Consider the following 23,714-nt stretch of genomic DNA (forward strand, 5'->3'; position numbering starts at 1 on the left):
ATTGTGTTATGCATCGGCGTTTGCCATAGCAACCATACCTTTTGGGCCCACAGGAGGCCATCATTAAAAACATTCCCGCAGCTAACAGTAAATAAACCTTCTTCATTAATGTTGTTTTTAAATGTACTGCAAAGGTAATAACAAATAACGAGCCATATTGATTTTCAATATGTTAAAGTTTAAACCATGCCTGTGGAAAGCTTTTTGTCTTCCTGCAAGGCCTTTAACTGCTCTACATATTGCCTGTCATTGGAAAGACGTGGAATTTTGTGTTGGCCGCCCAGTTTGTCCTGCGCCTTAAGCCAGTCATAAAACAGTTTTGGGCGGGCTATGTTCAGGACTAAGGGATTAAGGGTCATGTTATTATATCGCTTGGCTTCATAGTCAGAGTTTACAGATTGCAGCGCCTCATCCAGTATAGTGCTGAATTTCTCTGCATCCAGTGGCGCTTTTTTAAACTCGATTATCCATTCATGTGCGCCCTTTTCCCTGCCCTGCATAAATACAGGGGCTACAGTATAATCAATAACTTCTGCACCTGTGGCATTACAGGCTTTGGCCAATGCCCTGTCGGTATTTTCAACCATGAGCTCTTCGCCAAAAACATTTATATGGTGTTTTGTCCTTCCCGTAATTTTTATCCTGTATGGGTTTACAGAGGTAAAGCGTACGGTATCGCCAATAAGGTAACGCCACAAACCCGAGTTTGTGGTAATCACAACCGCATAATTCCTGTCTTTTTCCACATCTGCAAGGCGTACGGCTTTTTGGTTGGCTGTACCAAAGGTGTCCATAGGGATAAACTCATAAAAAATACCATAATCCAGCATTAAAAGTAACTCATTGCTGTCATTGGAATCCTGTATGGCAAAAAAACCTTCAGATGCATTATAGATTTCATAATACCTAAAGTCGTTACCCGGTATAATTTTTTTGTACTGATCCCTGTAAGGCTCAAAGCTCACGCCACCATGAAAATATACTTCAAGGTTAGGCCATATTTCAAGCAGGCTGTTTTTGCCGGTTTCTTCCAGTATGCGGTTCATTAAAACCAACATCCAGGAAGGAACACCTGCAAAGCTGGTTACATTTTCATTAATTGTTTCCTTAACAATGGCATCAAGCTTGGTTTCCCATTCGCCCATCAGCGATACCTTATTGCTGGGTGTGCTGCTAAATTCAGCCCACATGGGCATATTATCAATCAGTATTGCCGAAAGGTCGCCAAAAAAAGTGTTATTGTCTTCATACAACTGCTTGCTGCCGCCAAGGCGCAGCCCTTTTCCTGTAAACAGTTGCGAATCTTCATTATTATTCAGGTACAGGCAAAGCAGGTCTTTTGCTGCCTTATAGTGGCAGTCTTCCAGTGCCTCTGTGCTTACGGGGATAAATTTACTTTTGGCGTTCGTAGTTCCGCTTGATTTTGCAAACCACTTAATCTGCCCCGGCCAAAAAACATTTTGTTCGCCCCTGCGGGTTTGCTCAATCATCGGCTCAAGGTCTTCATAGGTAGATATAGGTATCCTTTCGGCAAAAGTCCTGTAGCTTTTTATTGATGCAAAATCATATTTTTTACCTACAATCGTGTTTTCAGAAACACGTATAAGGTTCATTAACAGCTCTTCCTGTACTTCGTTGGGGTATTTAAGAAACAACTCCATCTGGTGTATCCTTTTTTTAAGAATCCATGATGCAATTGAGTTTAGGATAGCCAATGCCATATTTATAGTATCTTTATGCCTATAAAAATACTAAAATTTACTATGCAATACGAAGGCGTACTGACAAAAATGCAAACAGAACAAGGCTCGCCCATACAGTATTACCTGGTGTTTGAAAACAGTTTTTTGAACGTGAACCAGTTGCTGGGGCGCGACCTGGAGATTAACTTTATGGGGTTTAGCTGCCTTAAGTGCACCAAAAAGAAAAAAATATACCGCATGGGGTACTGCTATGACTGCTTTTATGCAATCCCCGAAGCGGGCGACTGGATTATGCGCCCCGAATTAAGTACTGCCCACCTTGATATTGCCGACCGCGACCTTGTGTATGAAAAGCGGGCACAGTTGCAGCCCCATATTGTTTATATAGCCTCATCAAGCGAAATTAAGGTAGGGGTAACACGCAAAACGCAGGTTCCAACACGATGGATTGACCAGGGTGCATCACAGGCTATGCCTGTGGTTGAAGTGCCTAACCGTTACCTTGCAGGTATTACCGAGGTAGCATTAAAAAACCACTTTAGTGATAAAATTAATTGGAAAAAGATGCTTTTGAACGCGGTTACACCTATAGACCTAGCACAAAAAAGGAGGGAATTGCAAAGCCTCCTACCGGATGAGGTAAAGGAGCATTTCAGCAGTGAAGACCAGCCGCTTTATATACTGGATTACCCTGTATTGCAATATCCTGCAAAGATAAAAAGCCTTAACCTTGTTACTACACCCGTTTACCAGGGTAAACTTACAGGAATAAAAGGACAGTACCTTATGTTTGAAGATGGCACCGTATTTAATGTCCGGGCCTATGAAGGATTCTCGGTGCAGATAAATTTATAATAAAAAGCACTCCTATGAGTGCTTTTTATTTTTATTCTTCTTTCTTGTCTTTTTTCTTAAACAGGTTTTTAACTGCATTGCCAATGGCTTCCTTGCCTTTTTCGGCGGCCTGCTGCTTTATCTCCTCATTAGTTTTAGGGTTTGATTTAGCAGTGTCCTTTGCGGTTTCATTTTTATTTCCGCCTGTGGCGTTTTTAATTAAATTGCCTAAGGCAGATGTGCCCTGTTTTACCAACTTGTCCTTTTGCTGCTGTATAAGCTGCTGAGTAAGGCTGGTTACCGACTGTGATAAATCAGTGCTTATTTTAGGGCTTTTAAAAGTACCGGTTAAATTAGCTTTTACAGGAACGCTTATCTTACTGGCATCTGTACTGTTAAGCGAGCTTAAAAGTTTGGTTACGTCACTGCCTAAATATTTAGCAGGAACATCAAAAGTTATATCGTAGTTCATTGACTGGTCGAAACCATGCTGCCCGCCAACTTTAATGGCTATATCCTGATAATTTAAGTTAAACGGTTGTATGTTCACTTTCCCGTTATTGAAGGTAAGGTTGGTTTTTAGGTTGTCAAGCTTTAGCTTGCTGAAGTCAAGAAAATTAAGTTTCTGGTCCAGCGCACTCAACAGTTTTGAATTATCGGCTTTAACCGCTGCGGATGATAACTGTCCGTTAAGGCTTCCCGTAAGTGTAGATAGGTCGGGCGTCATTTCTTTACTGTCAAGATTACCCGATACGTTTATGGTTGTGCTGAGTTTGCCTGTAATAACATTTGCTATTGGGGCAATTGATTTAAGCATTTCCAGTTGGGTAAATGTTTGCGGTATATCTACCTTATTCAAGTCAAGATCCATGGCAAAAGTTGGTTTTGCAGCTTTGGTAGAAACTTTGCCATTGGCTGCAATCTGTCCGTCAAACATACTTGTTTTCAGGTTTTGTATGGAAACTGCCTCGTCTTTAATTATCAGTTTGCCGGATACGTTCTTCAGGTTTAAGTTATCATAAACAACAGTATTGGCTTTTGCAGTAACTGTGCAGTCTAAAAAAGCAGGTATTTTAACCGCGTCTGAAGGTGCAGCTTTTTCTTTCTTTTTGGCTTCTTCCTCAGTTTCAGTAGTCATAAAATCCGATACCACTATCTGGTTGGAGTCAAGGTTAAAGTTTCCTTTTAATACCTGGTCTTTAAAAACAAAGCCATAAAAATTATCAAGTGTACCGGTGGCTGCCACATCACTGCTGCCCGTTTTTACATTCAGCCTGCTCAGGTTAATTCTGCTTGGATTAAACTGCAGGTCGGCCTGGTTAATCTGTACCGGTTTAGGCATTGCATCACCCTTATAAGTAAAGCCGCTCAGGCTCAGGCTGCCGCTGTTCTGTATTTTTTCATACTGTTCAGTTTCAACAGCATTCATGTCAAACTTTGTTTCCACATTGGCCTTAAGTATGCCCGATAGCGGCATGTCAAGCTTAACAGGGTAGGCCTGCCCCACATTGCCCAGGTTTATGGTTCCTTTAAGGTTGGCATCAACCAGTGCATTTTCCGTTACATTCTTTATGGTTGCCTTTGCATTAAACACATCCTGGTCTATGCGGAATGAAAGCCTGTCTAGGTTTACATAGGTGTCATTCAGCACACCTGTTTCATTTACTATTTTTGTATCTATTACAATATCCTGGACTGATTTTGGTAAATCAGGATATTTAAATGAGGCATTGTTTGATGCTATGGCAATATTAAATTTAGGGACGCTGCTATCACTGTTCAGCCCATTTACTTTGCCGTTTATAGTAAAATCGCCTTCTGTTTTAACCGATTCAATATTGCCGGAGTATGATTCCGGTACCAGCCCCAGCAGGTTTTTAAAAGAAGAGGTTGGTGTTTTAAATGTCAGGTCAAACTGCTGCCCTTCATCAAGCAATGCCATACTCCCGTCAAACTCTAAAGGCAACTGGTTAATCAATGCCTTGTTTTCTTTAAATGTATAAACGCTTTTATCAAGGTCAAGCCCCAAAACCGCATCAAGCTTGAGTTTTACATTGCGCATGTAATTGGTCTTGTCCATATCAAGCGTAAGGCTGGCAGTGGTTTCGGTATCCAGGTCGAGCTTGCTTTCGGCAAAATTACCTTTGCCTTTGTGGTTAATGCTGTCAATAACCATTTTTATCTGCGAACGTTCATCAAAATACATGAACCTTAAGTTTTCAATATCATAGTCCTGTATATTAAGCGCAAAAGGTTTGCTTTCAGAATCGTCTGCTGTTTTTTCTTTTTCATCTTTAAGCGCAATATCAAAATTGCCTATGCCATCCTTATTGAAAAGTATATTGATGATGCCGTTTTTAGACGTAACCGATTCTATACTCATAGCCTCCCCATCGCCTTTGAACAACTCCATGACCGACATATTGAGGTCAAGCTCCCCCATATATACCAGTGTATCACCTTTAAACGGGGCTTTATTGACTATACTTAGCTTATCTACGGTAACGCTGGCTTTAGGAAAATGGCTAAACAGGCTAAGGTGTACATCGTCAAAAGTGACAGTTGCATCAACCTGTTCGTTAATAGCCTTTGCTATCATCTCCTTTATTTTTCCTTTAAAAAGGAAAGGGGCAACAGCCAGCAGTATAATTATAATCAGCAGGGTAATCCCTGTCCACTTCAAAATTTTTTTAACCATAATAAAAATCGTTTTTCCCTTAAAGATACAAAGAAACTGTAAAACTTAATAACGGATATTAACGTATGGTTATTTCATAAGGCATAATAGTTTGTGCACCCCTTAACTGGCTGGCACGCCTTATGCGCTCAATCATTTTATAATTTTCCTGGCCTACCTCTTCCTTAATAAATTCCTCTTTGGTTTTTGCAAAAGGCATTCCGCTAAGGCTTTTCAGTATATCATCAACCGAACGCTCAAACTGCGGGTATGCCTGGGTGGTATAGCTGTCTGTTTTACCTAATTTGGCAGCATAGGCTACAGCTTCATCAAGCCCGCCAAGCTCATCAACCAAGCCGTTTTTAACAGCATCGCTTCCTGTCCATACCCTTCCCTGGGCAATGGCATCAACCTGCTCAAAAGTCATTTTGCGCCCTGTAGCCACGCGGTTAACAAATGTGCTGTAAATGTCTTCTATACTTTCCTGGATAATATTCCTTGTTTTATCCTGTAACGGTGTAAACAGGCTGTAGCCGGCAGCATTGCTGTGCGTGCTTACCTGCTCGGTATGTATGCCCATTTTATTGGAAATTCCGGTAAAGTTTGGCAGTACCCCAAACACACCTATAGAACCTGTAATGGTATTCGGTTCAGCAAAAATCCTGCTGGCATTGCATGAAATATAATAACCGCCCGATGCCGCAAGGTTACCCATAGATACAACAACCGGCTTTTTCTTTTTGGTAATTTCTATTTCCCTCCATATAAGTTCAGAGGTTAGGGCATCGCCACCCGGTGAATCTACCCTTAGCACTATAGCTTTTACATCTTTATCCTCACGTGCTTTTTTTAATGATTCCCTCATGGCACCTTCACCAATAATATTGATGTCGCCCTCACCGCCCATTATTTCACCCTGAGCATAAATAACGGCAATTTTGTCTTTAGCGGCAGAAAGCAGGTCAGATAATGCATTTGCTTTTACATAGTCTAATATGGTTACGCTGTTATAATCTTCCTCTTTCTTTACTTTTAAAGCCTTACGGATGCCGTTATGGAATTCGTCCTCATACCCAAGTTTGTCCACAAGCCTTGTCGCTTTTGCCATTTCGGCCGTCCTTGCCGAAAGGTTTTCGGCTATGCTGTTAAGGCTGTCCACAGAAATTTTCCTGCTTTTTGAAATGTCGCTGGCAACCGCGCTCCATATAGAGTTAAGCAGCACACTTATCTGCTCCCTGTTTTCAGGGCTCATTTCGTTGCTTAAAAAAGGTTCAACGGCACTTTTATATTTACCGTGGCGTATAACTTCCATCTTAATGCCTGTTTTCTCCTGAAGGTCTTTAAAAAACATAACTTCAGAGGACAGTCCTTTAAAATCAAGGCTTCCTATAGGGTTCAGGTATATAGTATCGGCTACGGAATTTAAATAATAATCGGTTTGTGAAAAGCTGTCGGCATAAGATACCACAAATTTTCCTGACTTTTTAAAGTCTTCCAGCCTGTCCCTTAATGCCTTGGCCTGCGCCATCCCTAAAAATGAGTTGGTATTGGTAAGGGTTATACCCTTTATTTTTTTGTCGTCTTTTGCAGCTTCAATAGCATTTAATACATCAGTAAGCCCTTCTTTGGGTTCAGAGTCAAGCATACTGAAATCCTTATAAATAAATTTTCCGGCATAATCCTGAGTAACATCACTTATGTCAAGCTCTATTACCGAATTGTCTTTAACTTTTACAACATCTTCATTACTGCTGCCTGCAGCAACGCCGATTATTATAATTACCATGAAAAATATAAAACAGAACAGGAACAGCCCCACTATAGTGGACAGCACATTTTTTAAAAACTGCATAGTAGTAAAATTTAATTTTGAGTATAAGTTGCAAAAGTAAGCAATATGTTACACGTTAAAGCATAATTAGTAACAGCCTAAATTTATTAACAAGCCTTATCCTTTGCTTTTGTTTTGTTTACTTTGCAAACTATGAGTTTTCAAAACACCGTAATACTATCTATAGGCAGCAACAGGGGGAACAGGCTGGAAAACATACAGCAATGCATTAATTATATTCACCACAGCATAGCCACTGTTGTAAAGGTTTCCGGATTATATGAAACGCCATCTTGGGGTTTTGAAAGCGATGATTTTTATAACTGTGCGTTGCTGGTACACACCGCCAAATCTGCCGAAGTTTTACTGCAAAGCATTCTTACTGCAGAAAAAGTAATGGGGCGTGTAAGGAGCGATGAAAAAGGCTACCAGCCCCGTACTATAGATATTGACATTATTGCCTTTAATAATGATGTTATAACAGGTGAAAATTTAGAAGTGCCACACCCCAGGATGGCGGAAAGGAATTTTGTGCTGTACCCGTTAAGGGATTTGCTTCCCCAGTGGGAGCACCCTGTAACACAAAAAAACATTACTGCCCTTATAGCGTCCTCAACTGATAAAAGTAACTGCAGGTGGGTACAGAAACTTGGAAGCCCTTTAGATAAATTCAGCCTTAGTGGTTTTAATTATGTAGCTATTGAAGGTAATATTGGGGCGGGTAAAACAACACTGGCAGGTAAAATATCGGAAGACTTTAATGCTAAGCTGGTTTTAGAGCGTTTTGCTGATAACCCGTTTCTGCCAAAGTTTTATAAAGACCAGGGACGCTATGCCTTTTCATTGGAAATGTCTTTTCTTGCTGACCGTTACCACCAGCTTTCGGATGATTTGGCACAATTTGATTTATTCAGGGATTTTATTGTAGCAGACTATCATATTTTTAAATCGCTTATTTTCTCAAAGGTTACACTAAGTGAAGACGAATACCGCCTGTACCGTAAACTTTTTGATATAATATACAAGGAAATGCCGAAGCCTGACTTGTATATTTACCTCTACCAAAATACAGAACGGCTTTTGCAGCATATAAAAAAGAGGGGGCGCAGTTATGAGCAGGACATAGAGGGCGCATATCTTGAAAAGATAAACAGGGGATATTTTGATTATATTAAATCTCAGGCAGGGCTAAATGTGCTGGTTATTGATGTGTCTGACCGTGATTTTGTAAAAAATCAGGAAGATTATATCTGGATTTTACAACGCATTGAGGAGGCCCGTAATACAAAACCTACCTTATAAGGCTGAAGTGGCCTTTAATTTCAGGAGTTTTATCATCAAGCTTTATTATATACCAGTAATCGGTTGCAGGCAGCTTTTGGTTGTTAAATGTGCCGTCCCACCACAGCTGTGCTCGGTTTAACTGTATTATTAACTTACCGTAGCGGTCAAAAATATCAATAGTTGCTTCAGGGAATGATGCCATACCGGCAATGCTGAATACATCATTAACACTATCATTGTTAGGTGTAAAAAATTTTGGGATGAGAAAAACCGTAAATTCTTTAAAGTCCAATCCGCATCCGTTGCCTGATTTTATATAAGCAATATAGCTGCCCGCTGAAAGATTAACAAATGTGTTGGATGACTGGTAGTCAATGCCGTTTAAGGAATACTCATAATTATCCTGGTCATTTCCTGTAACTACTATAGTAGCCCTGTCGGAATTTACCATTACAACCTCAATAACCGGTGAAGGCAGGGCTGTAACCGTAAAAGTTTTTACAGCTACACAGCCGGAAGCATTAGTTAATATTACATCATAAGTTCCTGCTTCACTAACCTCTATAGTTTGTGTTGCTTCGCCACCGGGCCATTCATAATCCACATCAGTAAGTCCTGCATCCAGTATTACTTTATTGCCTGTGCAAAAAACCACGCTTTCATCACTAACCTCAAAAGCAGGGAAAAAATTTACGGTTACAGCTTCCCTCAATGAGGTGCAGTTGTTGTGTACAGCTTCGGCATAAAAAGTAGTATTGCCTGTAATTACAGGGCTGGTTATTGTATTGCCCGAACCAATAAGCGTACCCCCTGAAGGTGCGTCATACCAGTTTATTGTACCTGCTGTTGCAGCAGCTTCAAGTTGTACCGTACCTTCGCCACAAAGGGTTATAGGGCTTATTGGTGTTACTACGGGTATATTGTTAACCGTTGCAGTTACTGCGGTACGGTTTGCATTACAGCCTGCCGCAAATGCAGAAACATAGTAAGTTGTTGTGGCTGTTAATACAGGTGTGGTAAAACTTGACCCTGTGGCAAGCGCGCTACCGCCGCTTTGGGCATCATACCAGTAAATTGGGGTGTTATTGCCTGAGGCTTGTAATGTAACCGTACCCTGTCCGCAAACCGAGGCCGGTATTACGGAAGTTATGCTCGGTACAGTAATTTCTGTGCTGGCAGAAATATCTATAGGGCTATCGCCCGGCATACCGCCATACTCTACAATATAGCCTTTTGGCTCATACACACCGGTGCTGCCATTGTTGGGCAGGTCGTTCCATGAGCCGCGAATGCCCACACCCGGTGCTGTAACATGGGCATAATCTTCATCGCCTGCATTGTTAGGTTCACCATTATTCCAAAAAGCAAAATTAGGGGTAGAGCCATTGGCACCGCCAAACCAAAATATTGCGCCAGCTTCCGGGCCGGTTACCCATTTCCATATCCCTTCCGTTTCTGCATCCGAACCGCCAATCCAGCCTGTTCCTGTAGCCTGTTCACCACATAACTGGGCTTCATCAGGGGATAATATGGTGGCGAGGTATCCCTGCCTGCCATAATATGTACTGTTTTGTGCCGCTGTCCTCGCGCTTGTCCAACTTATAAATGGTTGCGAGATAAAGCGGTAGTAATGCCCTGTAGAGGGCAGGTAGTTGGCTTCGCCTATAGTTATGGAAAAACGCCTTATGCCGGCTGAAGGTGTAGCAGATATGTTGGAGTAAACAACATTTAGTACTGCAGCTTCCAAATCTGCATGTGGAATATTTTGCCCATTTATGCTTCTTATGGAAAGTTTGGCAGAAACCGCGTCCCAACTGGCGGTAAGCCCGGTATTAGTCCCGCTAAGGCTTAATATATCCTGCCCGTTAACATAACCTTCGGATATTTGTATGTAAATACCATTAAGTAGCAAACCGGGGTCGTTAATGCTGAATGAACCGGCAATATTCATAGGGCTGCCCGGACAGTATATCTGGCTTCCTGTAGCCGCAAGCACAGGTGTACTTTGGGCTTTTATTCTTCCTGTATAGAATATGATTAGCAGGAAAGCAAGAAATAAAGGGGCTTTGGATGTGTTCATCCTGTAAAAATATAAAAATATACCAAAGGTTGCTTTAATGAGCCATTTTTTGAAAGATATCCCATACAACTATTCCTGCACTTACCGATATATTCAGGGAATGCTTTGTGCCAAGCTGGGGTATTTCGATAGTTCCGTCACATAGTTTTATGGCGTCCTGGGATACCCCTTTAACTTCATTGCCAAAAACTACGGCATACTTCGTGTCTGTTTCAGGAGTAAAATCATTCAGTAAAACTGAGTTTTCCACCTGCTCTACAGCCCATACCGAAACCTGTTCCTGTTTAAGGCTTTCAATAACATTAAGCACATTTTTACGGTATTCCCATTCTACTGTATCTGTAGCCCCCAGCGCGGTTTTGTGTATTTCCTTGTTGGGTGGTGTGGCAGTAATGCCGCACAGGTATATTTTTTCTATTAAAAAGGCATCAGCAGTGCGAAAAACCGAACCAATATTGTGCAGGCTCCTTATGTCATCCAGTATAATTATAACCGGTGTTTTTTCGGCGGCCTTAAAATCTTCAATACTCTTGCGTTCCAGTTCGCTATTAGCCAATTTTCTCATGCTGTTTAATTTGTATTGCTGCAAAAGTAAGTATTATAATTTTTTTAATTTATCCACCATTTACCAACAAGGGTAGCTGTTTTTTTGGATTTTGATTAAATTCGCCTTTTACTTAAATTATAATCCTTTGGCATCTACAAAAGAAAAACAGGTTAAGGAAACCCCGCTAATGAAGCAGTATAACAGCATTAAGGCGAAGTACCCTGATGCGTGCCTGTTATTCAGGGTGGGAGATTTTTATGAAACCTTTGGCGAAGATGCCATAAGGACAGCAGGAATATTGGGTATTGTACTTACCAAGCGGGGTAATGGCAGCGAAACTGAAACGGCGTTGGCGGGCTTCCCTCACCACTCGCTAAATACTTATTTGCCCAAACTGGTAAAAGCAGGGCTTCGGGTAGCGATATGCGACCAGCTTGAAGACCCTAAAATGACAAAGACTATTGTGAAGCGTGGTGTAACCGAACTGGTAACACCGGGAGTTTCCATGAATGATGAGGTACTTCAGTCTAAGTCAAATAACTTTTTGGCATCAGTTTATTTCGGCAGGAAAACAGTGGGCATATCATTCCTGGATATCTCAACAGGAGAGTTTTTAACAGCGCAGGGCAACGAGGAATATATAGATAAACTCCTTCAGAATTTCAGCCCCAGCGAAGTGCTTGTGGCTAAAAATGAAAAAGGCGCTTTTAAAGATGCCTTCGGTGAAAATTACCATACGTTTTACCTGGAGGACTGGATTTATAAGGAAGATTATGCCTTTGAAAGCCTTACGTCACACTTCGGAACCAATTCACTAAAAGGTTTTGGAGTAGAGGAGTTGCAGGAAGGGATAATAGCATCGGGTGCAGTGTTGTATTACCTTTCGGAAACACAGCATAACAAAGTGCAGCACATAACTGCCATACAAAGGATTGCGGAGGATGCTTATGTGTGGATGGACAGGTTTACCATAAGGAACCTGGAGCTTTATCACAGTACAAATCCAAACGCTGTAACCCTGCTTGATGTAATTGACAGGACACTTTCACCCATGGGTGGGAGGCTGCTGAAACGCTGGCTGGCTCTTCCGCTAAAGGATGCTAATAAAGTAAAAGCACGCCATGAAGTTGTGGCTTATTTAAAGGAAAATAAAAGTGTACTGCAAAAAATACAGCAGCAGGTTAAGCTGATATCTGATATGGAAAGGCTTATTTCCAAAATAGCCACAGGTAGGGTATCTCCGCGTGAAGTGAACTATCTTAAAGATTCGCTTGATGCCATAGTGCCTGTAAAACAGCTGGCACTGGAAAGCGATAACGAGGCTTTAAGGGCAATAGGCGACAGCCTGCACAGTTGCGATTTGCTGCGTGAAAAGATAAAAAGCACTCTGCATGCCGAAGCTCCTGTTTCCATAAATAAAGGAAATGCTATAGCAAAAGGAATAAATGCAGAGCTTGATGAGCTTAGGAGTATTGCTTATTCCGGTAAAGAATATCTTGACGGGATAGAGGCGAGGGAGGCGGAGCGTACCGGCATTTCATCGCTTAAAATTTCCTTTAACAATGTTTTTGGCTATTATATAGAAGTGCGTAACACGCATAAAGATAAGGTGCCGGCAGAATGGATACGCAAACAGACCCTTGTTAATGCCGAAAGGTACATAACAGAGGAATTAAAAGAATATGAGACTAAAATATTAGGTGCAGAGGAAAAGATACACCAACTGGAAACACAGTTGTTTGAACAACTGGTGGCCTGGATAGCCACTTATATTAAGCCTGTGCAGCTTAATGCATCGCTTATAGCGCAGGTGGACTGCCTTGCTTCTTTTGCGCAGCTTGCTATTGACAATAAATATGTTTGCCCTGAAATTGAGGACAGTTTTGAACTTGATATAAAAGAGGGGCGGCACCCTGTTATTGAAAAGCAATTGCCTGTAGGCACGCCGTATATTACCAATGATGTATATCTTGACAGGGAGTCGCAGCAGATTATAATGATAACCGGGCCCAATATGTCGGGTAAATCAGCCATATTGAGGCAAACGGCACTGATTGTACTGCTTGCTCAAATGGGCAGCTTTGTTCCTGCCCAGCATGTGCGGATGGGCGTAGTAGATAAAATATTTACAAGGGTAGGGGCTTCCGATAATATTTCGATGGGAGAATCAACCTTTATGGTGGAAATGAATGAAACGGCCAGCATATTGAATAATATATCCGACCGAAGCCTTATACTGCTGGACGAGATTGGCAGGGGAACCAGTACTTATGACGGTATATCCATAGCCTGGGCAATAGCTGAGTTTTTACATGAGCACCCGGCAAAGCCAAAAACCCTTTTTGCCACCCATTATCATGAGTTAAATGAAATGCAGGATATATTTGCCCGCATACAAAACTATAATGTATCGGTAAAAGAACTTAAAGACACAGTGCTTTTTATCCGCAAGCTTGTTAAGGGCGGCTCTGCACACAGTTTTGGAATACATGTAGCTAAAATGGCAGGAATGCCCCAGGTTGTTATACAAAAGGCGCAAAAGCTGCTTAAAAAGCTTGAGAAAGACCATAGCGGCGAAGCACTGGCAAATGTGAAGGCATCGGCAAAGGAAGAAATGCAGCTCAGCTTTTTTAATCTTGACGACCCATTGCTGGAGGAGATAAAAGAAGAAATAGTAAACCTGGATATTAATACGCTTACTCCTGTAGAGGCTTTAATGAAACTGAATGAGATAAAAAGGATGCTGGCTAAGTAGGGCGTAAAAAAAATCTATAAATTAAAAATAAGGTTATCAGAAAGTTATGTTTTTTTGTGTAATTTTTTTTGAAAAAAGCCTTGCAAAATTGAATTTATGTGCTACATTTGCATCCGCAATACTGAAGCAAACAGCGGTAATTGATATAATGCGAAAATAGCTCAGTTGGTAGAGCGCCACCTTGCCAAGGTGGAGGTCGCGGGTTCGAATCCCGTTTTTCGCTCAACACTACCTAATTAAGCTCGAGTGGTGGAATTGGTAGACACGCTGGACTTAAAATCCAGTGGGCAGAAATGCCCGTGCGGGTTCAAGTCCCGCCTTGAGTACAGATTAAAAATCCCGTATAGTAATTATACGGGATTTTTTGTTTTTGGAAACTTCCTCAGGCTTTTTTCCTATACAGGATTTTCAGCAAAATACGGCAAATAAAAAAGCCCCGCCTTGCGGAGCTTTAAATGCTTTAACTAGATGTCGTCTAATTACTCAGCAGCTGGAGTTTCAGCAGCTGGAGCAGCAGTAGTATCAACAGCCATAGTATCAACAGCTACAGGCTCTTCAATAACTGTAGTCTCTTCAACTGTAGTCTCTTCAACTGGAGTTTCTTCTTTAGCAGTTTCTTTGCAAGAAACGAAAGAAACACTCATCATAGCTACTAGTGCTAAACTTAAAACAACTTTTTTCATCTTACTAAATTATAAAGGTTAATTATTAATTCGGAGCAAAGATATAAATTTTTTGACATCGCAAAATAAATATCGATAAATTTTTTATAAATCTTTTATTATTGAAATACAATATATTATGGTGCAATTATAGCTCAAATTCCTAAAAAATTTCTCTTACAGATGCAAAACCTGTGTAAGAATATTTCCGGCTTATTTCTTTTTGGCGTTTACAATCTTCATTTCCTTCACCAAATGGCCTGCCCCGGCATATTTATCAATGATAAACAGCACGTAACGAATATCAACCATTATATTCCTGCAAATAGATGGGTCATAATATATATCACTCATCGTTCCTTCCCACACACGGTCAAAATTAAGGCCTATCAGGTTACCTTTTGCATCAATTGCAGGGCTGCCTGAATTACCGCCAGTGGTATGGTTTGTACCTATAAAGCATACAGGCATTTTTCCTTTTTCGCCATAGGGGCCAAAATCCTTTTTATTATACAGCTCAATAAGTTTTTGCGGAACGTCAAACTCATAATCTCCGGGCACATATTTTTCCATAACACCTTCAAGATAGGTTACGGGCTCATAGTACACAGCATCGCGGGGCTCATATCCCTTTACTTTTCCGTAGGTTACACGCATAGTACTGTTGGCATCGGGGAAAATGCGGGCGTCTTCAGGACTAAGCTCCAGTATGGCTTTCATATAGGTGCGTTGTAGTGCTGCAATTTTGCTGTTTAGTTCTTCATAGCGTTCGCTAACCTTATTAATGTAGGCTTCGGTCATAGCTTTTACAAGGGTGTAGCCTTTGTCATTGTTCAGTTTTTCCATTACCGATTTTGCATCACCAGTCAGCAAGTCCTTAACCGCATCATAACCGGTAAGTTTGGACTGGCTGTATATTTCCTGTGTGAGTGCCTTGAAATCTTTTCCTTTTACCTCTTCAGGCAGGAACTGCTGGGGCGATTTAGTGGCATAAAGGGCAATAAGCTGCTCAAATATTTTTTCATCTACCTGCTTATTAAAGTCTTTATATACACTTTCCAACGATTGCAGGGTGTTGTTTCTCCTGTCGTTAAACGACTGCTCGCCGCGGGCATTATAAATCTGTTCAAGCTGGTAAAGCCTGTAGCCTATGGTAAGCAGTTCTGTATTGCGTAGCACAACCTCAATAAAATAGTCACGGCTAAGGGTGTAGGGTTCAATCTCCTTATAGTATTTATCAAAATAGCTCAGCAGGCTGCCATATTCAGCCTGTTTGCCTGATTTGGCTACCTTTTGCATAAAATCTTTTTCCCAGGCTTTTTTAATGCCGATGGCATTGGTTTGCTTTAACCCCTGTGTTTCGCCTATCCATTTTTTCCAGTAGTTGGCAATGCTTGCATATTTCGCGGCATACTGAATTTTGATGGCATTATCTTTCCTCATAAACTGGTCGGCTACCTTAAGGGCAGCATCACGCACTTCAATTTTGGCAGGGTTAAGCACATTTACAATCTGCTCTACAGCTACAGATGGCAAGTATTCCTGGGTACGGCCGGGATAACCGAATACAAGTGTAAAATCATTTTCTTTTATGCCGCCAAGGGATATTGGGAAATAATGTTTTGGTGTGTAAGGCACATTATCCTTACTGTATTCTGCCGGGCGGTTGTTTTTATCGGCATAAATCCTGAACAGTGAAAAATCGCCCGTATGGCGCGGCCAAACCCAGTTGTCGGTATCTGAACCGAATTTACCAATGGATGATGGCGGAGCACCTACAAGGCGTACATCTTTATACGTTTCGGTTACAAAAAGCATGTACTGGTTCCCTTCGTAAAACGTACGTATCTTGTTTTCCTGATAGCTTTCTTTGGGAAGTGAATTGGTAAGTCGTGCTATATTATCCTGTATCTTTTTCTGTTTGTCCTGTTCGTTGCTGATAAGGCTTACACCTTCCAGAACCTTTGCGGTTACATCTTCTATGCGCACAATAAAGGTAACTTCCATATCAGGATTCGGCAATTCTTCCTCAAGGCTCATGGCCCAAAAGCCATCGGTAAGGTAGTCATGCTCTACGGTAGAGTGCGCCTGTATTTCGCCATAGCCGCAGTGGTGGTTGGTAAGCAGCAGCCCTTTGGGTGAAATAACCTCTGAAGTACAGCCCCCGTTAAAATGCGGCACGGCATCTTTAAGGCTGGAATTATTGACATCATAAATATCGGAAGCCGACATTTTCATGCCCAGGCTCTTCATTTCCTTTTCGTTCATGCCCTTAAGCAGGGAAGGTATCCACATGCCGCCCTGCTGTGCATAAGCAGGCAATACAAGCAGGAGTACCAGCAATCGTAGTATTCTCATGGTGTTGAATTATGTTAGTGGCTGCAAGATAGGAAATTTTACAGTGGAGTGAAAACAGGTAGTTTTACGTATTGTAAATTCTCTTAAAATTTTGTTAATTTAGAGTTCAATAGAATTTAAAATGGTATTTAGAACTTGTTATTATAGAAAAGAGAATCCTACTTTGTTTTTTGGAGATAAGGTTAATGCATATTGTGTGAAAGATTTTTGTTCAGCTATTGATAAATTTATAGAGGGGGGTCAAAAGAACTTAACAGTTGATTTTCAAAATGTAGTGAAAGCCTATCCAAATGGAATGCTTCCAGTTATAAGTACTCTAAATAGTTTAAGGAGGGATAGTATAAGAGTTTATATAAAATTGCCTAATCACGACGATACTCGAAAACTTTTTAGAAGTGTTAATTGGGCTCATTATTTATCTCCTGATCAATTCGAGAAATCTGAATCTGTGCATGATAGACATTTAGTTACTAGAAAATTTGAAACTCCTGAACAACAAAAAAATGTGGTTAATGACTTTATGGATGTGGTTCTTAGGAGTATGCCTATTCCAAAAGATGTTATTTCTGGTTTAGAGTGGTCAATTAATGAAATAACAGACAATGTATTAAATCACTCGGAGTCAAATGAAGGAGGATATATACAAGCAAGTACATATATCAGTACTCAAACTATTGCATTTGCAGTAGCAGATTCTGGAAGAGGGATTTTAAAATCGATGCAAGAAGGATTTCCTAATTTAAGAACAGATTTAGATGCAATAGGAGAAGCTATAAAGGCAGGTGTAACTAGAGATCCAAAGTTTGGACAAGGAAATGGATTAGCCGGTTCTTTAAGAGTTTCAACTTTAACAGGAGGTTCGTTTGATATAACAAGTGGTAGTGGAAGATTAATAGTGACTAATAATGAATCGACTAGAAAACGATTATATTCTGTTTATAAGGGAACTATTGTTTGTGGGCAGATAAAAGTTGATGAAAATTTCTCAATTTCAGAAGCATTGGATTTTGATGGGAAGGTTAAGTATATACCTTTGAATATAGTTGACTATAGATATGAGATGGATGAAAAAGATTGTCTTTTATTAAAAATGGCTGAAGAAACTACAGGGTTTGGTTCGAGAAGGTCAGGTTATCAAATTCGTACAAAAGTTAAAAATTTATTGAATTCAAAGTTTGGTTATCCTATAATAATTGATTGGAGTGGTGTACCTGTTATATCAAGTAGTTTTGCAGATGAAATTATAGGAAAATTGTTTTTAGAAATGGGTGCAATGTCATTTTCTTCATTAGTAAAAAATATATCAATGGAAGATTTAGTTAGAGGTCTTTTGGACAAAGCTGTTGCACAAAGATTAACACAAGCAGAAGATGAAGAAGTAAACATTTAATAATAATTTATGTTTTCCGAAATCCTAACCCACATGCGCAAGCATATAAGCCTAAATGCCGAGGAAGAAGAACTACTAACTCGTACCCTGGAGCTGCGTGATGTAAAAAAGAAAGGGCATTTGCTGCGGGCGGGTGAGGTGTGCCGGGAAAACTATTTTATAGTACAGGGTTGTTTCCGCCTGTACCTTATAACCGATAAAGGGACTGAACAGGTAATACAGTTCGGGATTGAAAACTGGTGGATAACCGAGTATTTCAGCCTTAAAACAGGAGAACCTTCCAATTTTTATATACAAGCCATAGAAAATTCGCAGGTAGTGGTTTTAAAACGCAAAGATGAGGAAAGCCTTTTTGCACAACTGCCGCAACTGGAAAAATATTTCAGGCTGGTGCTGGAAAAAGCCTATGCTGCACAGCTAAACCGCATACACTACATTTTTAACCTGACCGGCGAGGAACAATACAAGATGATGCGCGACAAATATCCTGAATTTGTGCAGCGCGTGCCCCAGTATATGCTGGCCACTTTTTTAGGGATAACCCCTGAATTTTTGAGTATGCTCCGCGCCAGGAAAGACTGATTGCCATTTCTTAAACTACTTTAAGTTTTTTGCGATGTGCATGGCGGAAATTTGCCATGTAATAATAACAAAAAACAAGTAGTATGAAAACAAGATTTAAACTTTATGACGCTGATCCGGAAGCATGGAAAGCCATGATAAACTGGGAAAAATACTTTGAAGGTGCAGAAATTACAAAAGCCCACAGGGAACTTATTAAAATAAGGGCTTCGCAAATTAACGGCTGTGCTTTTTGCCTAAATATGCATACCAAAGATGCACGTAAAAACGGCGAAACCGAACAGCGCATTTATACCTTAAGTGCATGGCGCGACACTACATTTTTTACTGATGAGGAAAAAGCCATTTTGGCAATGACCGAAGCCGTGACTGATATTACCCATAACCACGTTCCGGATGCGGTGTATGAAAATGCGGTAAACCTGCTGGGTGAAAAATATACGGCACAGGTTTTAATGGCTATTATATCCATAAACGCCTGGAACAGGATAGCCATAACTACAGGCTTAATGCCGGAATAAGTAAAGAAACTCCCATTCTGAACAGCCGATAAGTTTAATAAAACCTATTGGCTTTTCAGCATGGTCGTATTGTGTTGTCTCATTGTTTAACTGATAGTACTTTTCATCAGCTTCCGGTTATGCACTGTAAAGTTTTTTGAGGCATACAGCTTTTGTGCTATTTCGTTGTGCCCTTCCACCTCAAGGTAAATAACCCTAACCGAATGTATTTTTGCCTGCCGGTGTATAAAGTCAAGTACTTTTTTACCAAGCCCATTACCCCGTGCCTGCGGTATAATAAATAATTCGTCCAGAAAGGCTATCCTGCCCTTATACTCAAAACTGAAAATAAAGGTTAATATTACATAGCCCACAGGTTCACCTTCAAAATAAATAAGCCAGCTTTTCCCTAAACTGTCATTTTCAACAAACTCTATAAACAGGTTTTTGGCTGTGGCCCTATCCATAGGATAATTGTCAATGGCATAAAAATCATGCATCATGCTCACCGCAATATCTATATCCTTAACTGTTATAGGCTTAAATGTTATTTCCTGCATCGGCTTTAACCTTTTTAATTATTATGCTTACCGCGCCACGGTTGCTGTTTACAAACGTTTCGGCAATATGCCCTGCCTCTTCACGGTAAGCTGGGTTGTGCAGTAATTTCATTAATGCTTCTTCCAGTGCGTAGCCATTATGCACCGCTATACACCCGCCTGCTTTTACCAGTGCAACGGCTTCAGGGAATTTTTGGTGGTTAGGCCCTATAACCACCGGCACACCAAAAGCGGCTGGCTCTAAGATATTATGCAGGCCGGCAGTGCCAAACCCACCGCCTACATAAGCTGCACTGGCATAGCTGTATATCTTGCCCAATATGCCTATGGTATCTATAATAAAAGTATTATAAGGGGCGAGGTCTTTCCCATTCTTTTCAGAGAATAAAATTGTTTTGCCCGAAGTAATACTGGCTTTTAGGGAATCAATATGGGGTTTGTCAACAGTATGCGGAGCAATTATAAATTTCGCATCGTTGTTATGCCTTATGGCACTATTAATAAAATTTACAAAGAGGCTTTCATCCTTTGGCCACGAACTGCCGAATACAAATGTGGTTTTCCCGTTTATAAATTCATCTATAAAAGGCAGTCGGTTATCACGTTCCAGTATTTCACTAACACGGTCATAACGGGTGTCGCCACTCACACTCACATTGTTAAAACCTATACTATGCAATAGTTTTTTGGAACTTTCATACTGCACAAAAAAATGGGTAAAAACCTTGAGGGCATCTCTGTAAAAGCCGCCATACCATTTAAAAAACACCTGCTTTTCCCTAAAAAGCCCTGATATAAGGTAAACCTTTGCACCTGAATTTTTTAAGACGTTAAGGTAATTGGGCCAAAATTCATACTTAATAAAAAATACTGTTTCAGGATGTACAAGCTCAAGGAATTTTTTTGCGTTGGCTTTGGTGTCCAGTGGCAGGTAAACCACCACGTCGGCAGCATTGGTGTTTTTTCGTATTTCATATCCCGAAGGGGAAAAAAATGTGAGGATGATTTTATGCTGTGGGTATAAAAGCCTTATTTTTTCCATAACAGGCAGCCCTTGCTCGTATTCGCCTAATGATGCCGCATGAAACCAAATGGTTTTGTCGGCAGGGCTTATTCTTTCTTTCAGCGTTTTAAAAACTGTTTTCCTGCCTTCCATAAATAATTTCATTTTTGGGCTGAAAAATGCAGCTATTTTTAAAACAGGAAATGCCAGGTATGTAAACAGGTTGTAAAGAAAAAGCATATTGTAAGTATTGAACTGCTAAATTACGTACTTTATATTATTTTCATTGGCAGGCACACATATAAATTAGTAGCTTTGTGATGGCTTAAATTAAAGCATATGAAAAAAATACAAATGGTTGACTTAAAGGGTCAATATGATAAAATAAAAGATACGGTTAATGCTTCCATACAGGAAGTGCTGGATACTACGGCTTATATCAACGGGCCTGAAGTTCAGAAATTTCAGAAAGGACTTGAAGATTACCTGGGCGTGAAACACGTTATACCGTGTGCCAATGGTACAGATGCTTTACAGATTGCCATGATGGGGCTGGATTTAAAGCCGGGCGATGAAATTATAACAGCCGATTTTACTTTTGCAGCAACAGTTGAGGTAATTGCACTTTTACAGCTTACGCCTGTTCTGGTAGATGTTAACCCCGATACTTTTAACATATCAATAGAGGCAATAAGAAAGGCTATAACACCCAAAACAAAAGCTATAGTGCCTGTACACTTGTTTGGCCAGGCTGCCGATATGGAAGCTATAATGGCTATTGCAAAAGAACATAACCTGTATGTAATTGAGGATAATGCACAGGCTATTGGTGCCAATTATAAATATGCCGATGGCTCAAAAAAGAAAGCCGGTGTTATAGGGCATGTAGCTTCTACATCATTCTTCCCTTCAAAAAATTTAGGCTGCTATGGCGATGGCGGTGCAATTTTTACCAATGACGATGAACTTGCACATAAATTAAGAGGGATTGTTAATCACGGTATGTATGTGCGCTACCACCACGATGTTGTGGGGGTAAACTCCAGGCTGGACAGCGTTCAGGCGGCAGTGCTTAATGCTAAGCTGCCACTTTTAGACAGTTATAACAAAGCAAGGCGTGAAGCAGCAGAAAAATATAACAAAGCTTTTGCAGGCCATGCGGATATAATTACACCTGTAGTTAAGGGGGATGCTGACAGCCACGTTTTTCACCAATATACTTTAAGGGTTTTAAATGCTGACAGGAATGCTTTAATGCAGCACCTGTTAGATAGAGGAATTCCATGTGCTATATATTACCCAATACCATTGCACAGCCAAAAGGCTTATGCTGACAGCAGGTATAATGAAAATGATTTTGTGGTTACTAACCAATTGGTAAAGGAAGTAATAGCATTGCCGATGCATACTGAACTTGATGATGAGCAGATAAAATATATAACCGATACCATTCTTGAATTTTTAAGTGTTTAACCAATAAATTAACAAAAACCCCCTCTAATGAAAATACTTGTAACAGGCGGCCTTGGCTTTATAGGATCGCACACGGTGGTTGAATTGCAAAATGAAGGTTTTGATGTAGTTATTGCAGATGATCTTTCCAATTCTTCAATCAACGTGCTGGATGGCATTACAGCCATAACGGGAAAAAAGCCGGAGTTTGAACAGATTGATTTGCGTGATAAGAAAGCCGTTCAGGATTTTTTTAAAAAGCATGATAATGTTAGTGGCGTTATCCATTTTGCTGCATCAAAAGCGGTAGGAGAAAGTGTTGAAAACCCGTTGTTGTATTATGAAAATAATATTGGCGTACTGGTTTACCTGTTGCAGGAGCTTCAAAAAAAGGAGGAGTCCTATTTTATATTCAGTTCATCCTGTACGGTTTACGGACAAGCGGAAAAAATGCCCATTACAGAAGATGCGCCTGTACAGGCAGCAATGTCGCCTTATGGCAATACCAAGCAGATAGGGGAAGAGATTATAAGGGACACTGCCGGTGTTACAGGTATAAATGCTATACTGCTGCGTTATTTCAATCCGGTTGGGGCACATGCTTCAGCTCATATAGGGGAGTTACCTATTGGTGTACCACAAAATTTGGTGCCTTTCATCACTCAAACCGCAATAGGTTTAAGGGAACAGCTTTCAGTTTTCGGAGATGATTATCCTACACCTGACGGTACCTGTATCCGTGACTACATACATGTAGTAGATTTGGCCAAAGCGCATGTTACCGCACTTAAAAGGCTTATTGAAAAGAAAAATAAAGAAAAAGTTGAGGTATTTAACTTGGGTACCGGTAAGGGTAACTCTGTTTTAGAAGTTATAAACACTTTTGAAAAGGTAAGCGGAAAAAAATTGAATTATAAAATTGTAGACAGGAGGGCAGGAGATATTACCGAAGCTTATGCCGATACCAGGAAAGCGAATGATGTGCTGGGCTGGAAAGCTGAGCTGGCGCTGGATGATGCTTTATCTTCAGCCTGGAAATGGGAACAGAAAATAAGAAATAAATAAAATGGCAAGAGGTACTTTTTTTAAGAACATTACATTAAAGAAGGCTGCTATCATGACGGGGCTTTATATTCTTGGCGGAACTCTCATACTGATGGCAATGACTGATATGTTTACACAGTTCAAATTTCAAAAAGAATACAGTTTCCTGCTTATAATATTAGTTGCCGATACTATTTTAATAGGGTGGATGTGGTATAGGTACCTGAAGAATAAAAAAGAGGGGCTTAATTAAGCCCCTCTTTTTATCAGAAATTGAATTGTTCTTTACAGATATGTCGTTTTTCAATCACATCATTACCCTCTGCATCTTTATATTTCACTGTAATATCATTGCATTCTTTATGGTCATTTGCATGCTTAATAAAAATAAGATTTACAAATGCAGCCGCAATTATTATACCTAATAAAATAAGTCCCTTTTTCCGTTTCAT

The 23,714-nt window shown here is 40.4% G+C and carries 19 protein-coding genes and 2 tRNA genes; 11 read left to right on the plus strand and 10 right to left on the minus strand.

What is annotated here, in order from left to right; genetic code table 11:
- Nucleotides 1-179: 179 nt before the first annotated feature.
- On the minus strand, nt 180-1,721 hold the full coding sequence (locus GSF09_RS03315) for a GH3 auxin-responsive promoter family protein (RefSeq protein WP_159799519.1): 1,542 nt from the start codon (nt 1,719-1,721) through the stop codon (nt 180-182).
- A gap of 42 nt (nt 1,722-1,763) precedes the next feature.
- Here GSF09_RS03315 and GSF09_RS03320 point away from each other — a divergent pair, with 42 nt between their 5' ends.
- Nucleotides 1,764-2,558: a DUF2797 domain-containing protein gene (locus GSF09_RS03320; RefSeq protein WP_159799520.1), complete on the plus strand. Its 795-nt coding sequence runs from the start codon at nt 1,764-1,766 to the stop codon at nt 2,556-2,558.
- A 31-nt stretch (nt 2,559-2,589) separates the two neighbouring features.
- Here GSF09_RS03320 and GSF09_RS03325 read toward each other — a convergent pair whose 3' ends face one another.
- On the minus strand, nt 2,590-5,235 hold the full coding sequence (locus GSF09_RS03325) for an AsmA-like C-terminal region-containing protein (RefSeq protein ID WP_159799521.1): 2,646 nt from the start codon (nt 5,233-5,235) through the stop codon (nt 2,590-2,592).
- 58 nt (nt 5,236-5,293) lie between these two features.
- Nucleotides 5,294-7,066 (minus strand): signal peptide peptidase SppA, encoded by a 1,773-nt coding sequence (gene sppA, locus GSF09_RS03330; RefSeq protein WP_159799522.1) that lies wholly within the window; start codon nt 7,064-7,066, stop codon nt 5,294-5,296.
- A 132-nt stretch (nt 7,067-7,198) separates the two neighbouring features.
- Here sppA and folK point away from each other — a divergent pair, with 132 nt between their 5' ends.
- The gene (gene folK / locus GSF09_RS03335) at nt 7,199-8,347 is read left to right on the plus strand and encodes a 2-amino-4-hydroxy-6-hydroxymethyldihydropteridine diphosphokinase (RefSeq protein ID WP_159799523.1); all 1,149 of its coding nucleotides are present in this window, start codon (nt 7,199-7,201) and stop codon (nt 8,345-8,347) included.
- Here the strand turns inward: folK and GSF09_RS03340 are convergent.
- Nucleotides 8,337-10,409: a T9SS type B sorting domain-containing protein gene (locus GSF09_RS03340; protein WP_159799524.1), complete on the minus strand. Its 2,073-nt coding sequence runs from the start codon at nt 10,407-10,409 to the stop codon at nt 8,337-8,339. The two genes, folK and GSF09_RS03340, sit on opposite strands and share 11 nt — an antisense overlap.
- 34 nt (nt 10,410-10,443) lie before the next feature.
- Entirely contained in the window at nt 10,444-10,974 is a 531-nt protein-coding gene (locus GSF09_RS03345; protein WP_159799525.1) for an RNA methyltransferase, read from the minus strand.
- Nucleotides 10,975-11,143: 169 nt separating this feature from the next.
- On the opposite strand from GSF09_RS03345, the gene mutS reads away from it, so the two are divergent.
- From mutS to GSF09_RS03360, 3 genes are all read left to right on the plus strand, one after another.
- Nucleotides 11,144-13,711: a DNA mismatch repair protein MutS gene (gene mutS / locus GSF09_RS03350; protein WP_159799609.1), complete on the plus strand. Its 2,568-nt coding sequence runs from the start codon at nt 11,144-11,146 to the stop codon at nt 13,709-13,711.
- A 150-nt stretch (nt 13,712-13,861) separates the two neighbouring features.
- Nucleotides 13,862-13,934 (plus strand) — tRNA-Gly (locus tag GSF09_RS03355).
- Between the two features lie 17 nt (nt 13,935-13,951).
- A tRNA-Leu gene (locus GSF09_RS03360) sits at nt 13,952-14,037 on the plus strand.
- Nucleotides 14,038-14,190: 153 nt separating this feature from the next.
- Here the strand turns inward: GSF09_RS03360 and GSF09_RS03365 are convergent.
- Both GSF09_RS03365 and GSF09_RS03370 read right to left on the minus strand, forming a co-directional pair.
- Nucleotides 14,191-14,394 carry a hypothetical protein gene (locus GSF09_RS03365; protein WP_159799526.1) on the minus strand — a complete coding sequence of 68 codons (204 nt, stop codon included), beginning with the start codon at nt 14,392-14,394 and terminating at the stop codon, nt 14,191-14,193.
- A 192-nt stretch (nt 14,395-14,586) separates the two neighbouring features.
- Nucleotides 14,587-16,731 carry a S46 family peptidase gene (locus tag GSF09_RS03370; RefSeq protein ID WP_159799527.1) on the minus strand — a complete coding sequence of 715 codons (2,145 nt, stop codon included), beginning with the start codon at nt 16,729-16,731 and terminating at the stop codon, nt 14,587-14,589.
- 121 nt (nt 16,732-16,852) lie between these two features.
- On the opposite strand from GSF09_RS03370, the gene GSF09_RS03375 reads away from it, so the two are divergent.
- From GSF09_RS03375 to GSF09_RS03385, 3 genes are all read left to right on the plus strand, one after another.
- On the plus strand, nt 16,853-18,121 hold the full coding sequence (locus GSF09_RS03375; protein WP_159799528.1) for an STAS-like domain-containing protein: 1,269 nt from the start codon (nt 16,853-16,855) through the stop codon (nt 18,119-18,121).
- 9 nt (nt 18,122-18,130) lie between these two features.
- A complete protein-coding gene (locus tag GSF09_RS03380) occupies nt 18,131-18,703 on the plus strand; it encodes a Crp/Fnr family transcriptional regulator (protein ID WP_159799529.1) in 573 nt (190 codons plus the stop codon).
- A gap of 83 nt (nt 18,704-18,786) precedes the next feature.
- A complete protein-coding gene (locus GSF09_RS03385; protein WP_159799530.1) occupies nt 18,787-19,224 on the plus strand; it encodes a carboxymuconolactone decarboxylase family protein in 438 nt (145 codons plus the stop codon).
- A gap of 86 nt (nt 19,225-19,310) precedes the next feature.
- Here GSF09_RS03385 and GSF09_RS03390 read toward each other — a convergent pair whose 3' ends face one another.
- Both GSF09_RS03390 and GSF09_RS03395 read right to left on the minus strand, forming a co-directional pair.
- Entirely contained in the window at nt 19,311-19,763 is a 453-nt protein-coding gene (locus tag GSF09_RS03390) for a GNAT family N-acetyltransferase (RefSeq protein WP_236564843.1), read from the minus strand.
- Nucleotides 19,744-21,006: a 3-deoxy-D-manno-octulosonic acid transferase gene (locus tag GSF09_RS03395; RefSeq protein ID WP_159799531.1), complete on the minus strand. Its 1,263-nt coding sequence runs from the start codon at nt 21,004-21,006 to the stop codon at nt 19,744-19,746. The genes GSF09_RS03390 and GSF09_RS03395 overlap by 20 nt, the downstream gene beginning before the upstream one ends.
- A gap of 99 nt (nt 21,007-21,105) precedes the next feature.
- Between GSF09_RS03395 and GSF09_RS03400 the strand changes: the two genes are divergently transcribed.
- From GSF09_RS03400 to GSF09_RS03410, 3 genes are read left to right on the plus strand one after another with little or no spacing between them, the layout of a single operon-like run.
- Nucleotides 21,106-22,239 carry a DegT/DnrJ/EryC1/StrS aminotransferase family protein gene (locus GSF09_RS03400; RefSeq protein WP_159799532.1) on the plus strand — a complete coding sequence of 378 codons (1,134 nt, stop codon included), beginning with the start codon at nt 21,106-21,108 and terminating at the stop codon, nt 22,237-22,239.
- 27 nt (nt 22,240-22,266) lie between these two features.
- Complete coding sequence (galE, locus tag GSF09_RS03405) at nt 22,267-23,283, plus strand: UDP-glucose 4-epimerase GalE (RefSeq protein WP_159799533.1); 1,017 nt, start codon at nt 22,267-22,269, stop codon at nt 23,281-23,283.
- A 1-nt stretch (nt 23,284) separates the two neighbouring features.
- Nucleotides 23,285-23,515: a hypothetical protein gene (locus tag GSF09_RS03410; protein WP_159799534.1), complete on the plus strand. Its 231-nt coding sequence runs from the start codon at nt 23,285-23,287 to the stop codon at nt 23,513-23,515.
- Nucleotides 23,516-23,528: 13 nt separating this feature from the next.
- On the opposite strand, the gene GSF09_RS03415 is transcribed toward GSF09_RS03410, so the two are convergent.
- A complete protein-coding gene (locus GSF09_RS03415; RefSeq protein ID WP_159799535.1) occupies nt 23,529-23,714 on the minus strand; it encodes a hypothetical protein in 186 nt (61 codons plus the stop codon).

Source organism: Flavobacterium sp. MK4S-17, from assembly GCF_009848495.1.
Taxonomy (GTDB): domain Bacteria; phylum Bacteroidota; class Bacteroidia; order Flavobacteriales; family Flavobacteriaceae; genus Flavobacterium.